The organism is Geobacter sp. PheSNFMC (assembly GCF_059620965.1).
In genome coordinates, this window is sequence record NZ_JCAMRN010000003.1 from 25,994 (window position 1) to 39,808 (window position 13,815).

The window sequence follows — 13,815 nt, forward strand, 5'->3', positions numbered from 1 at the left end:
ATGCCACTCACCGGCGTGGCGCCACCTGTCCGCCGTGCCCCACGAGGTTTGCAGGATATGTACACCAGACTCCTTATTGCTCCCCTCGCTTGTCTCGTATTAGCGGTGTCAGCTTTTGCGCAACCAATGGCTCCGGCCCCTGATGCACCGCTCCGCAATGCAGCACTTCGCATGAAGGATAAAGATTATCGCGGTGTGCGCGACGAGCTGCGCACCGTCCCGCCATCACCCGAGCGGACCTTCCTGGACGGCGTGGCAGCCCGTCGTCTGGAACAGTGGCCCGAAGCCTCGGAACTTCTTGGCGCTGCGGCACAGGATCTTCCACTGCTGGCCGATTACGCACTGTTCTGGCAGGCGGAGGCGCTCATGGCCGCGGCCCGCTACGACGAGGCAGGAGAAGCGCTGCAACGGCTCGTGGGCACCTGGCCCGAAAGCCCGACCCTGCGGAAGGCGCGGATGCTCCTCGCGGATGCCCTGTTCGCCCGCAAAGAGTACCGGCAGGCCCTTGCCTCGTATATACGATTCATTGAGCTGTACCCATCGGGAACCGACTCAGTCACCGCCACCCTGAAAGCGGCCCTGTGCCGCGAAGGACTTGACGACCCACGCCGGGCGGTCCAGGAGTTGCGCGCCATCTGGCTTGCCTATCCGGCATCGCCCGTGGCTGAAACCGCGGAACAGGAACTCAAGCGACTCGAAGCGCTCGGATTCCCTGCCGTTCCGCCAACGCCCGACGAACTCCTCAAGCGGGGGACTACGCTCTACAATCTCGGCAAGTACGAACGCGCCCTTGCCGTCTTCAGTGCCATCCCCTCCAAGGAGCAGCCCGCCGCTTTCAACGACCGCGTGGCACTGAAGACGGGTGAGACTCTCTTGAAACTGAGACGGTACAAAGATGCTGCACGCACGTTCTCCGGCCTCATCGAGCGCGAGCCGAAACGGGAGATTGCCGACGAAGCCCGTTTCCTGCTCGCCCGGGCCCAGGACAAAGCCGGTAACGATGACGAGGCATTTCTCGGCTTTCTCAAGCTGACGGAGTCGGCCCCCTCGTCGGAGTTTGCGGACAATGCGCTGCTGGAGGCGGCATTTGTCCGCAAATTCCAGGGGCGGTACGCCGATCAACTGGCAGTCCTGGAAAAACTGCTGACAACCTACCCCGGGACGAAACTCAAGCCGCGGGCATTGTGGGAAGCTGCCTGGGCCCGCTACAATACCGGAGACTATCGCTCCGCCGCGGAGTCATTCCGGCTTCTGACCGCCTCTGCCGACTACCGCGAACGGGCACTCTACTGGCACGGACGTTCCCTGCAGCGCATGGGCGAAGAGGCCGTGGCCCGGCAAAGTCTTGCCATGCTTGCAGAGGAATTCCCCTTTTCCTTTTACACCTTCACGGCGACCGCCCCGGCACCGCAGGAAGAGGCAATGCCCCTGATAGTGCACGACCCGCGCCAGATCATCGCCCCGCCTGCCGGACACGAACGGGCACGAGCACTTATCGCCATGGGACTCCATGATCAGGCCAGGAGCGAACTCTCCATTGCCCGCAAAAACGGCTCGTTGCGGGGCAAGGGGCTCCTGGGCATCGCCCGCCTCTACCTGGAGATGGATGATTATTCGTCCGCGGCAGCGGCCCTGCGCGGGGAGCAGCCCCGCCGCATGGACGGCGATACGGCGACCACCTGGGGGCTGCTCTACCCCCGCGGCTTCAGTGAGTCGGTCGCAGCCGAGGCAAACCGCCACACTATCCCTGAAGAATTGATCTTCGGTCTCATCAAGGCCGAAAGCGGCTTCTCTCCCGTTGCCCTCTCGCCGGTCGGCGCGGTGGGACTCATGCAGCTCATGCCGTCCACTGCCAAGGGCATGGTCAATGGTTCGTCCACCTCCACCGGTATTTCCCTGCGCCTCACCGACCCAGCCTTCAATGTCGGCCTCGGAGTCAGACACCTGAAAGACCTGCTCAAGCAGTACAACGGCAATGTGGTTTCCGCCGTGGCGGCCTACAATGCGGGCTCCAGGCCGGTGGACCGGTGGCGGCGCTCCCTTGCCGGCCTGCGCGAAGACGAATTCATCGAGAACATTCCCTACTACGAAACCCGCGAGTACGTAAAAAAAGTCCTGACATTTGCGGAGATATACCGCAGGCTCTACCGTCCTGCCGCACCGGCCCTTGCACTTCTTCCCCCGGTCAGCGCACCGGAACCGCCCCAACCAGCCCCGACCAATAATGCGCCGCCAACTGCGGCACTGGCCAGCCCACCCGAAGCCTCAGCCCTGACTGCACCGGTTCGGCAACAGCCTTAACAGCCTTCCCCTGCACTGCCAAGCAGACATCGACAGCCCAGGCACGCATTGACAGTATACTGATTATCTGTACAATGATTGTCATTGTACGCAGCGATCGGATGCCAGCATGTACGACATTGAGAACAGTATCGGCTTCCACCTTGCCAAGGCTTATCAGCGGGGCTTTGCGTTGTTCAAGGACCAACTGGATCCCTACGGCCTGACCCCTCCGCAGTTCAGCGTCCTTGCCTTTCTCTGGAAAGAAGATGGCCAATCCCAGACGGCCCTGTCCCAGAAGACCCTCATTGACCGGACCACCATCGGCGGTCTCGTTGACCGGCTCGAAAAGCTCGGTCTGGTCAAGCGGCAGCCCCACCCCGAAGACCGCCGCGCCTATCGCATCTGCCTCACCCAACGGGGCATGACACTCGAACGCGAACTCTGCGCCACTGCGGCGGAGGTGCTTGCCCTCTTTCTCGCTCCCCTATCGGAAGACGAACGGAACAGTCTGCATCATCTCCTGGAAAAAATCAGGACCGCCCCGGAGAATCGCCATGAAACCACTACCAATCCGTAGCATTCCTCTCCTGATCCTTGCGCTCTGGACAGCGACTCCGGGCACGGCCGGCGCGCTTTCACTCACGGAATGCCTGAATCTGGCCGCGGCCGACAACTACTCCCTGGCCGTAACGGCCTCCGACCGCCTCATCGCGCAGGAGGCGATCACCCAGGCCCGGAGCGGCTTCCTCCCGCGCGTGGACTTCCAGGGCGGGTACACCCTCCAGGCAAAGCCCCAGGCGGTCAATTTCGGCGAGAGGGGCAGCATCGAGACCCAGGACGGAACCTATGGATTCTTCAACCTCTCCGTGACCCAGACCATCTATGACTTCGGCCGCACCGCCTCGCGCCGGCAGCGGGCGTCCCTCCTCCACGAGGCGGCTGTCCAGCAGTACGCCGGGGCCGAAAAAGACGTATTCCTCCAGGTTGTCGAGGCCTATTTCGGCATCCTCGAAGCACGGCGCCTCCTCGGCACCGCCGAGGAGGAAGTGGCCCAGCGCACCGATCATTTGCGGATCGCCACCAATCTCTTTGAACAGGGGGTGGTCACCCGCAACGACCTCCTCCAGGCCCAGGTCAGACTGGCGGAAAGCACCCAGAAGCGCCTGGTGGCGGCCAACCGGCTCGAAAACCGCTGGATGTACCTCAATCACCTGACCGGAAGACCGCTCGACCGGCGGGACGAGCTTGAGGAGGGGACCGAATCCGCCATGCCCGATACTGCCGGGGCCGAGGAACGCGCCTTTGCCACCCGTCCCGAACTGGCTGCCCTGGCGCGAAGCGCGGACGCCGCCGATGCGGAAGTTTCCGAGGCCAGGAGCGGTTACTACCCCGAGCTCTATGCCAAGGCGGGCATCGACTACGTGGAGAACAGCAAGGTGCGCGAACAGGCAATCTATGCCGCAACCGTGGGGCTGAAGATCAACCTCTTCGAAGGGTTCTCCACGGAATCCAGACACCGGCAGTCAGTCGAACGCCTCACCAGAAGCCGCGATGCGTTGCGACTGGCGCGGGAACAGGTCCGGCTCGAGCTTGCCACTGCCCTGAACGATGCCCGGGTGGCGGAACAGCGGATCAAGAGCGTTGAAACGGCAATCCGCCAAGGAGAAGAAAACCTGAGGATCAACCGGGACCGCTACCAGGCCCAGGTCGGCACGGCCACCGATGTGCTCGACGCCCAGACACTGCTTACCCAGATCAAGACCGATTATCACCGGGCCGTCTTCGACTTCCAGGTCGCCAAGGCCCGTGTCAGCAAAGCAATGGGAGAACTGTAGGCATGACAACGGAACAGGAACTACCGGACCGGGGAGAAACCCGGGAAATCCCGTCGGCCCAGCCGGCGCCACAGAGCAAGGGGAGCGGCGGCAAGCGGAGACGGGCGGGCATTGTCCTGCTCATACTGTTCGTGGTTGGAGCGGTGATCGGCCTGCGCTGGCTCGTCCACGGCATGACGTACCTAGCCACGGACAACGCCTTCGTGGAATCCCACATCCATGCGGTGTCCTCCCGGGTGCCGGGTACGGTCGCCGTGGTGTATGTCACTGACAACCAGGCCGTGAAAAAAGGAGATATCCTTGCGGAACTGGATCCCAGCGACTACCGGACCCGGGTCAGCGAGGCCACGGCAGCCCTTGCCATGGCCCGCAACGAGACCTCGGGCGACTATGCCCAGGTGGAAGCGGCGCGTGCCGCGGTCGACCATGCCCGGGCGCGCCTGGCCCAGGCCGACTTGGACCTGACACGCGGCACGGCTTTGCTGGCAAAGGAGGTCATCCCCCGCGAACAGTTCGACCGGCTCGAAACGGCGAAGCGGGTGGCGGCGGCCCAGGTGCGCGAGGCAGAGGAGCAGATGCGCAAGGCACAGGCCGAAATCGGCCTGTCCGGGAACGGCAGCCGTGAAGCCCGGGTGGCGCTGCGCGATGCCCAGCTCGCCACGGCGTCCCTCAACCTTTCCTACACGAAAATCCTGGCGCCCGCCAACGGTTACGTCACGCGCAAATCAGTGGAGCCGGGCAACACGATCCAGGCGGGCCAGCCCCTCATGGCCGTGGTCGACCTGGATGACGTCTGGATCACTGCCAACTACAAGGAGAGCCAGCTTACCCACATGAAGCCGGGCCAGAAGGTGACCTTTACGGTTGACGCCTATCCCGGCCGCACCTTCTCGGGCAGGATCGACAGCATCATGGCCGGAACCGGCGCGGCCTTCTCGCTCTTGCCGCCTGAAAATGCCACGGGCAACTACGTGAAGGTCGTCCAGCGGGTTCCGGTCAAGATCGCCGTGGACAGGGCAAGCGATCCCGGCCACCTGTTGCGGGTGGGCATGAGCGTGGTGCCGTCGGTGGATGTGGAGCGCTCCCTGGGCGACATCCTCCACGGACTCTGGCCGTTCTAGAAGGCAGGAGACGTGGAACCGGACACGAAAACCGTCAACAAGTGGCTCATCACCATCACGGTGATGCTGCCGACCATCATGGAGATCGTCGACACCTCCGTGGCGAACGTGGCGCTTCCCCACATGCAGGGGAGCCTCAATGCCGGCACCGACGAAATCACCTGGGTGCTCACCTCCTACCTGGTGAGCAACGCCGTGGTCCTCCCCATGACCGGCTGGTTCTCGCGACTCTTCGGCAGGAAGCGGTTCCTCATCTCCTGCATCACCCTCTTCACCATTGCCTCGTTTCTCTGCGGCGCCGCGCCCAACCTGGCAAGCCTCATCTTCTTCAGGATAGTCCAGGGCGCTGCGGGTGGAGCCCTGATCCCAAGCAGCCAGGCGATTCTCATGGAAACATTCCCGCCCAGGGAACGGGGAATGGCCAATGCCATCTTCGGCATCGGCGCCATGTTCGGCCCCATCATCGGCCCGGCCCTGGGGGGCTGGATCACCGACAACCTGAACTGGCGCTGGATCTTCTACATCAACATCCCCATCGGCATCCTGGCGGTGATCATGGCGGTCTACTTCATCTTCGACCCTCCCTATCTCCGCCGCTCGAAGCTGTCCATCGACTGGTGGGGGCTGGGGTTGCTGACCGTCGGGCTCGGGGCGCTGCAGATCGTGCTCGACAAGGGGCAGCAGGACGACTGGTTCAACTCATCCTTCATCACCGGCGCATCCATCGTCTCGGCAGGTGCGCTGTTGCTCCTCGTCTATGTGGAGCTCAGGCACGAGCACCCCATCGTCAACCTGCGCCTGTTCAAGGACATTTCCTTTTCCGCCGGCAATCTCATCATGTTCATGATCGGGTTCTGCCTCTACAGCTCCATCATGCTGATCCCGCTCTTCCTCCAGACGCTCATGGGCTACGATGCAACCCTGGCGGGGATGGTCCTGGCCCCGGGCGGGGTGGCCACCCTGCTGACCATGCCGTTCGTGGGGGCGGTCATCTCACGCTACGACGGCCGGAAGGTGGTTCTGGCAGGGCTTCTGATCGGAGCAACCGCCATGTTCCTCATGCAGCGGTTCACCCTGGAGGCATCCTACTGGGACTTCGTCTGGCCGCGCGTGGTCCTCGGCGTGGGGCTCGCCATGCTGTTCGTCCCCCTCAATACCGTGACCCTCATGCCGATTCCCAGGGAAGAGATGGGCAACGCCACCGGCATGCTCAACCTGATGCGCAACATCGGCGGCAGCGTGGGCATCGCCGTTGCCGCCACCCTCATCGCCCGGTATCACCAGTTTTACCAGAACGTCCTGGTGGAACAGGTAACACCGTACAATCCTGCGGCACAGCAACGGCTCAGCATGTTGACGGAGGGGATGAAACTCCGGGGAATGGATGGGGTGAGCGCCGGGAAAGCTGCTCTTGGGGCACTCTACGGTGTGATTCAGAAACAGGCGGGGATGCTGGCCTACAACCGGATCTTCTGGATCGTGGGGATCGCCTTTCTCAGCGTGATCCCTTTCCTGCTGCTTCTGCGGCGCCCGCGCCACACGGGCGAATCCGCGGAGATGCTTTGACCACCCTCACGTCATCAGGTCATCCGCCAGTTCGTTCACATCATCGGCCCGGCGCGGGAAATGCCGGGCCAGTTCGGCCCCGCACCCGGCAACAGCGGCGCAGAGGGCATCACAGCCCCTTCCCTGCCGTATCCCCCGGGCCAATTCAGCGGCCAGCCCCTCCCAGAAGCCCGGCGGTATCTTTGCGTTGATCCCCCGGTCTCCCAGGATCCAGACCTTGCGTTCGAGGAGCGATATGAAAATGAGGATGCCGGTTTCTTCCCGGGTCCGGTAGAGCCCGCGCTCATAGAACGCGCGCACGGCCCGCTCACGCACGGCCTCGGCAAGGCGGGCCCTGCCGACAAAGGGAAGTTTCAGGCGCGGTATCCGGCGCATGACTGCCCGAGCAGCCGGAAACAGAATGAAAACAAGGGGGATATACGTCCAGATGGTTACATGGTGGAGCCCCATGGCAACGGCAATCGACACCAGTCCGGCCAGAAGGACTGCGCCAAGTGTTTCCGCCTCACGGTAGCTGTCGCTGTCAGTCGCCACCATGGTCGCAATTTCGCCTGAGGTGGCCGCTTCCGCTGATGCCACGGCGTGGCGGATTCGCTCCTTTTCCTCGGACGTAAAAAACGTTTCAGCCTTCATGCCTGATTACCCCGCGTCACCAGTCGCCCGATGCTCCGCCGCCGCCGAATCCGCCACCGCCGCCGGAAAAACCGCCCCCCGACGACCAGCCTCCGCCATACCCTCCCCCAAAGCCACCTCCGAGGTACGGGCCGCCGCCAAAGCCTCCTCCGCCCCTGCCACCGCCGCCGAACAGCGAGGTGAGCGCGAGGCCTGCCACGAATCCTGCCACCGCAAGGCCGGCAAGCAAGACAAGGCCAAGCCCCGGCACGGTAAGCAGGGTAACCAGCGGCAACCCGACAGCTCCGGCAAGACCGCCGAGGATACGGGAAAACGCTCCGAGAAAGACGCAGGCAACCCCCACGAAAATGAGCAGTCCCATGATGGGTGGAGCACTCCTCTTCCCCTGCCTGAGGTCGCGCGGAACGTCGGCATACTCCCCCTTCACCGCGGCTGCCATGGCGGACACGCCGGCCAGAATTCCGCCGTCGTAATCCCCTTGTCTGAAATAGGGAGTAATCTCGCCCCGGATGATCCGTCCGGAGACAAGGTCGGTCAGGCGCCCTTCGAGCCCCCGCCCCACCTCGATCCTCACCTTCCGCTCGGCCCGGGCAACCAGAAGAATGGCACCATTGTCCGTACCTTTCTGTCCGATCCGCCAGGCATCCGCCACCCGGATGGAAAATTCCTCAAGGTTGTCGCCCTCCAGGGAGGGTACCGTCAGCACGACGATCTGGGTCGAATCGCTCCGTTCGAGATCGGCCAGGATCTGCTCCACCCGTTGTGCTCCCTGCGGAGACAGGAGTCCGGCGTAATCGTTCACGTACCCGCGCAGTTGCGGCACGTCGCGTGCTGCAACGAGCGTCGGGAACAGAATGATGCATATGGCGAGAAGCAGGCGCTTCATGTTCAGACCGGAGATCCGGGACCTCGTCAAAATTTCACTTTAGGCGCGGCCTTGGCGCCTTCGTCGGCTTTGAACGGCTCCTTGCGCTCCAGGTGGAGCAGCAGCTTGTTCGTAAGACTGTTGGGGAAGGTTCTGATGCTGGTATTGAAGTCCTGTACCGCCTTGTTGTAGCGGGTCCGGGCTACATTGATCCGGTTCTCGGTACCCTCGAGCTGGTTCTGGAGATCGAGGAAATTCTGGTTGGCCTTCAGGTCCGGATACCGTTCCACCACGACCATGAGCCGCGAGAGCGCGCTGGAGAGCTCCCCCTGGGCCTGCTGGAACCTGGCCAGGGTTTCCGGATTGTTCACGGCATCACGGGTCACCTGCATGGACCCGACCTTGGCCCGGGCTTCGGTCACCGCCGTCAGGGTTTCAGCTTCATGCTTCGCGTACCCCTTGACCACCTCCACCAGATTGGGAATGAGATCGGCCCGCCGCTGGTACGCCGCCTCCACGTCGCCCCACGCGGCAAATACCGCCTCTTCGTTGGCCTGCATCACGTTGTAGCCGCAGCCCGAAAGCAGCGACAATCCGAGCAGCGCTGTCACCATCATCACCAGTCGTTTCATGGGTCCTCCACCATCCTGGAATAATGCCACTCTCAAGGATAATCATCAGCCGGCCGGTTGTCATCCCCCCCATAGCTCATTTTCATGACGATCACGGCGCTGTTGCAGATGATCGAAACGATATTGGCGGCAATGAGCGGGAGATCGCGCAGGAGCAGACCATACCCGAGCCACAGGAACAGGCCGGTAACAAGAAGCACCGGTTGCCAGATCGAAATGTCGCGCACCCGTTTGGTCCTGAAAGCTCTGATCACCTGGGGGATGGCGGCCACGCTCGTGAGGATTCCCGCCGTAAGTCCAAGCAGGGTCGTGACAGTCATGCCCCCTTCTTTCCCTTGAACTGGTCGGCCGCCCAGTCGATCTGGGTCATCATCCCGCGCAGGATGGCCACCTCGCGGCTATCCAGCTCGGAGCGCGCAAAGATGCGCCGCAGTGAACGCATCAGGTGGGCGGGATTCTGGGGATTGAGATACCCGATGCGCATCAGGGTGCGCTCCATGTGCTCGAACAGGGGTTCCGTTTCGGCCAACCCCGCAAGGGGACGGTCTTCGCCGACCGCTGTCCGGCCCCCCAGGGAGGTGAACAGTTCGTAGCAGAATACCATCACGGCCTGGGACAGATTCAGGGAGCCGTACTCCTCTGACGAGGGAATCGTGGCGTGCCAGCGGCACAGGGAAAGCTCGTCGGTGGTCAGGCCGTTATCTTCCCGGCCGAAGACGAGGGCGGCGCGGTTCCCCGCAAGATTGGCGCCAAACTTCGACACGATCTCCTTGGGTGAAAAGATCTCCTGGCGGTATTTGCCGTGGCGGCGGGTCGTGGCCACGGACAGTTCCGTATCGGAGAGGGCATCCTCAAGGGACTCGAACACTCTGGCCCGCTCCAGCAGGTCCCGGGCGGAAACGGCAAACTTGAGTGCTTCCGGGTGATCGAGACGACACCCCTTTACGATACGCAACTCACCGAGCCCCATGTTCTTCATGGCGCGACATACCATACCCACATTGCCGGGGCTCTGCGGCTCCACCAGTACTATGGCGACCCGCTCTTTCAGGGAAACGCCCCCGGTCACTTCATGATCCGACATCGTTCTTCATTCCTCCCATCAATCGAGCTCCCGTTGCCTCATTCGCCTGAGCCGTTCACGGGCGGGTCTTCTTCTCATGCGGGCATGGATCAGATGAAACAGCCACATGCAGAAGACAAACCCTGCCAGAAGTGCCAGCAGATGCGACTCATACCGGCTCACATCCTCCACGAAGAGCGAAGCGCTCTTGCCGAAAAAATAACCCGCCAAGGAAAATACAACGGCCCAGAGAGAAGCACTGCAGAGGTTCAGCCAGAGGAACCGCCGGGCGGGAAACGTGGTCATGCCGAGGATGATCGGCAGGATGATCCTGAAGCCGTAGGTGTAACGCGAAACAAAGGCAACAAAGGTACCGTAGCGCTCAATGAGCCGGAGGGCCTTGCGGAACTTGCGGGCGATTAGGGTGAACGCCTTCAACAGCCAGGGCCCTTTCCAGCGCCCCAGGTAAAAGTAGAACTGATCCCCGGCAAACGCGCCCCCAAGGGCGGTCAGGATGACGCCCCCGATATCCAGATACCCCTGGAACGCAAGAAAGCCCGCAAGAATGAGCCCTGCCTCGCCCTCAAGGAAGGTCCAGACAAAGAGCACTCCGTAACCGTAGGTTGCCAGGTATTGGCCGAGGAATTCCTGCACGCAGCCTCCGAGAGGAGTGTATCATGCATTCCCGCGCCGTAACGCTGCCCGCACAAGAAAAAAGGGCTTTGCCAGCCCTTTTCTCCAGGTAATGCCAGAAGCAACGATCAGCGCAACAGCCTGAGAAGGTACAAAAACGTGCCGCCGGCAGTCAGCCCCGAGACAAGCCCTGCCGCATCATGAACCATCAGGGAAAACTGGCGGCGCCCCATGAATTGCTCCGGCAACGTGATGCCCAGGTTCTGCATGATGATCTGCCAGTCATAGTCCCAGTTGTAGACCTGCAGGTACAATTCGGATCCCTTCCACAGAAAGAGTGCGGCAAAGACAACGCCAAAGGCGATAAAACCGTTGGCAATCACCGAATCGCGAATCTGCAGGTAAATCTTGCGGATCATGTCGATATTTACCAGCGACAGGAAGACCCACGTGCTGTTTTCGATCATGGCGATGTTGCGCAGCACCGGATACTGGGGTTCGGGGTTGATGAGGACAAAGGCCACCGATCCCGCGAGTACGCCGAGAATGGACAGGTAGACGACATGCTTGCTCCCTCCCAATTCAAGGGTCCGGCTGAAGATATAATACTCCTGAAACCCATGGGTCATGACCATGATGGCGACGGTACCGATGATATAATGGATTGCCTCCAACTGGGTATACGCTGTCCAGGGAGCATCCAGCGCCTTCTCGACCACATAGAGCTGGCTCAGGAAAATGAGGAAAAAGCCCATGGAGATACTGGTCCAGACCCGGGCATTGTCGATGCTGAAGTAAAAGCTGACGCATCCAGCCAGAAGCCAGAAGATGATCTGAACCAGGTCAACGGTTGATATGTTTGCCATCGTTCCCTCTCGAGCGCTCCAACGATTGCCTTGTCACAGCAGTGATTTCGTCCGTTCCGCGATCTCGTTCTTCATGGTCTCCAGCATCTCCCTGGTCTTGGATATGCTGGTCAGAAGCTTTGCCCCTTTTTCAACGCCGGCAAGAAATGCACCGGCCCGGGAACCGTCCGTGAGGGCGCGGCGTCCGCCGCGGTCATTCAATTCCTTCTCCACGAGCGAAGCCCCCATTTTGCCAACGTAGGCCATGGCCACTTCCTTGAGATCGTCTTCAAGTTCCTTCAACGCGTCATCCGCATGCTGCTGACCGACAACCTCCGCTTCTTTCCGGATCTTTTCCCGCTCGGATGAAAAACGGGCAGTGGTCGATTCCCAGAGCTTGGCTATGTTGACCATTTCCAGAAGGTCGTAATGCATGAGCTCTTCAGCACTCTTGGTCGACAACACATCAATCTTTGCCCCGGGCAGGCCGGCGATTTTCTGTGACTCGGAAGCGGATGTCTCGATATCATGGGAACCATCGTGGAAAAAACCGAGGGGCGCCCCCTCCTTGTAAAAGATAAGGGCGGTCCGGTCCTCGGTATAGATCCTCAAACAACCGTTGAGACGCTGTGCCTTCATCTTTTCGAGCAAGCCCTTGATGTCGATCAGCTTGAGCTCCTGCCCCTGGTACAGCACATCTCCATGGAGCATCGCATGGAGACACATGGTGAGATCCCTGGAGAGCTTATACACGCTCAAGGAGCCGCCGCCGCCGAAAATCTGGTTGCACACGCCGGCAATGGCTTCGAAGCCGGTGAGTCTCTTCCCATCCTGCTCAAGCATGGCACTGATCAGCTTTCCGGCCTCGAAAAAAAGAATGGCAATGGAAGAAGGAAACGTGAAATTGAGATAGCCGGTAAAAGAGCTGCCTTTCAGCTTCTCAAACATGTCGGGAATCTTGACCTTGGACGCCGCAATGTTCTCGTACAACGGATTCCCTTTGGGAAGAAGAAACATTCCGATCTCCTTTGTCGTGCTAAAGTTTCGAGGTCCAGAAACGCACGTGCGGCGTTACGTTAATAACAGCGCAACCTATGCTTGCGGGTCGCGCGAACTCTCGTAGATTCGCTCAAAGAGATGCTCTATGCGGAAAAACGTCTCAAGAACCCGCGGGTCGAAATGACTACGCGGCGTGATCCGTTCATCGCCGTTCAAGAAGACACTGCGTGCTTCTGCGTGGGTTAAGGCATTTTTGTAACTGCGCCTGGAACGGAGTGCATCATAGACATCCGCAAGCTTCACGATTCGCCCGGCCAGCGGGATGGCTTCGCCGCGCAAGCCCCCGGGATACCCGCTGCCGTCCCAATTCTCATGGTGAGTCAGGGCAATCTCCCGTGCCACGCTCAAGCGGGGAGAATCACCGAGAATCTGCTCCCCGAATTCCGGATGGAGCCGCATAACGCGCTCCTCAGCCTCATCGAGGGGACCGGGTTTGAGAAGAATTGCCGTCGGAACCCGAATCTTTCCCACGTCGTGCATCTGGGCCGAATAGGAAATCACTTCAACAAAGTCGGGGGAAAGATCCATATGGGCGGCAAGGGCTCCAGCATAGCGATTCACGCGCACGATATGATCGCCCGTACTCTCCTCAGCCGCCTCGCATGCCCGCGCCAGTGCCTCGATGGTATAAATGAAGGCGTGCTCGGTTTCGCGGACCATCGCCGACAGCGTGACAAGGGAGCCGATGACAACCGACAGTCCGCGGAGCACATCACCGTCGTACTCAGTGGCTTCCCCGGCATAATTAAATGCAAAGAGCGCACCATTGCTTTCACCGCTGATCTGGCACGCGACAAAGTTCCTGATGGGCTTGGCTATACGCTTGACAATGTCGGGATGAAAGATTACCTGATAGCGCTCAATCGATTCGAAGCTCTCGCGCCAGTTCGACACGAGAACCTCGCTACCGAGGCGGCCCAGTGAATAAACCGAGTCGGCGTCCATGAGAATTTCATCGGAGGTTCTTACCAGCTCACCGGCTTGAAGCTGAAATATCCAGCCTCGGCTCGTGCCGCCAAAACCGGCGAGGAGGAGAAAGATACGTTCCGGCCCGCGCTTGCCGCCGCCACCGAGAACCCGACGTATCGCCTCCGAGTAGAGCTCTTCCCCGGAAAACCTGCGGCAGCATATGTCCTTGAGCGTGGCATCAGTGAGTCTCAGGAGCTCCTGCGTCTGCTGCAACGACAATCGGCAGAGTTCCAGCGTCATGGAGGACTCCTGGCAAGAAAGGTCAACGCGCCGTCATTTAGCGTACGTTATACCTCATAATGTCTTGCCCC

At 60.9% G+C, this 13,815-nt stretch carries 14 protein-coding genes; 5 read left to right on the forward strand and 9 right to left on the reverse strand.

Annotation, left to right across the window (positions count from 1 at the left end; all coding sequences use genetic code 11):
- Positions 1-171 precede the first annotated feature (171 nt).
- The 5 genes from AC6CDK_RS01090 to AC6CDK_RS01110 all read left to right on the forward strand — a co-directional run bounded on the left by AC6CDK_RS01090 (position 172) and on the right by AC6CDK_RS01110 (position 6,805).
- A complete protein-coding gene (locus AC6CDK_RS01090) occupies positions 172-2,301 on the forward strand; it encodes a tetratricopeptide repeat protein (RefSeq protein WP_226048287.1) in 2,130 nt (709 codons plus the stop codon).
- Positions 2,302-2,410: 109 nt separating this feature from the next.
- Positions 2,411-2,860 (forward strand): MarR family winged helix-turn-helix transcriptional regulator, encoded by a 450-nt coding sequence (locus AC6CDK_RS01095; protein WP_066357525.1) that lies wholly within the window; start codon positions 2,411-2,413, stop codon positions 2,858-2,860.
- Positions 2,838-4,118: a TolC family protein gene (locus AC6CDK_RS01100; protein ID WP_192905304.1), complete on the forward strand. Its 1,281-nt coding sequence runs from the start codon at positions 2,838-2,840 to the stop codon at positions 4,116-4,118. Before AC6CDK_RS01095 ends, AC6CDK_RS01100 begins: the two co-directional genes overlap by 23 nt.
- Positions 4,119-4,120: 2 nt before the next feature.
- Complete coding sequence (locus tag AC6CDK_RS01105) at positions 4,121-5,239, forward strand: HlyD family secretion protein (RefSeq protein WP_039645183.1); 1,119 nt, start codon at positions 4,121-4,123, stop codon at positions 5,237-5,239.
- 63 nt (positions 5,240-5,302) lie between these two features.
- Positions 5,303-6,805, forward strand: coding sequence for an MDR family MFS transporter (locus AC6CDK_RS01110; RefSeq protein WP_192905334.1), 1,503 nt, complete (start codon positions 5,303-5,305; stop codon positions 6,803-6,805).
- Between the two features lie 6 nt (positions 6,806-6,811).
- Here the strand turns inward: AC6CDK_RS01110 and AC6CDK_RS01115 are convergent, their stop codons facing one another.
- The 9 genes from AC6CDK_RS01115 to AC6CDK_RS01155 form a co-directional block, all read right to left on the reverse strand.
- Positions 6,812-7,438 carry a TPM domain-containing protein gene (locus AC6CDK_RS01115; RefSeq protein WP_039645187.1) on the reverse strand — a complete coding sequence of 209 codons (627 nt, stop codon included), beginning with the start codon at positions 7,436-7,438 and terminating at the stop codon, positions 6,812-6,814.
- 16 nt (positions 7,439-7,454) lie between these two features.
- Positions 7,455-8,324 (reverse strand): TPM domain-containing protein, encoded by an 870-nt coding sequence (locus AC6CDK_RS01120; RefSeq protein ID WP_039645189.1) that lies wholly within the window; start codon positions 8,322-8,324, stop codon positions 7,455-7,457.
- 26 nt (positions 8,325-8,350) lie between these two features.
- A complete protein-coding gene (locus tag AC6CDK_RS01125) occupies positions 8,351-8,935 on the reverse strand; it encodes a LemA family protein (protein ID WP_039645191.1) in 585 nt (194 codons plus the stop codon).
- A 32-nt stretch (positions 8,936-8,967) separates the two neighbouring features.
- Positions 8,968-9,255, reverse strand: coding sequence for a SemiSWEET family sugar transporter (locus AC6CDK_RS01130; RefSeq protein WP_039645193.1), 288 nt, complete (start codon positions 9,253-9,255; stop codon positions 8,968-8,970).
- Entirely contained in the window at positions 9,252-10,019 is a 768-nt protein-coding gene (locus tag AC6CDK_RS01135; protein ID WP_066357527.1) for an RNA methyltransferase, read from the reverse strand. Before AC6CDK_RS01135 ends, AC6CDK_RS01130 begins: the two co-directional genes overlap by 4 nt.
- A gap of 18 nt (positions 10,020-10,037) precedes the next feature.
- Complete coding sequence (locus AC6CDK_RS01140) at positions 10,038-10,652, reverse strand: DedA family protein (protein ID WP_039645197.1); 615 nt, start codon at positions 10,650-10,652, stop codon at positions 10,038-10,040.
- 107 nt (positions 10,653-10,759) lie between these two features.
- Complete coding sequence (locus AC6CDK_RS01145) at positions 10,760-11,497, reverse strand: hypothetical protein (RefSeq protein WP_039645199.1); 738 nt, start codon at positions 11,495-11,497, stop codon at positions 10,760-10,762.
- 33 nt (positions 11,498-11,530) lie between these two features.
- Positions 11,531-12,493, reverse strand: coding sequence for a DUF2226 domain-containing protein (locus AC6CDK_RS01150; protein WP_066357528.1), 963 nt, complete (start codon positions 12,491-12,493; stop codon positions 11,531-11,533).
- 75 nt (positions 12,494-12,568) lie between these two features.
- The gene (locus AC6CDK_RS01155; RefSeq protein ID WP_039645203.1) at positions 12,569-13,744 is read right to left on the reverse strand and encodes an HD-GYP domain-containing protein; all 1,176 of its coding nucleotides are present in this window, start codon (positions 13,742-13,744) and stop codon (positions 12,569-12,571) included.
- Positions 13,745-13,815: the final 71 nt, after the last annotated feature.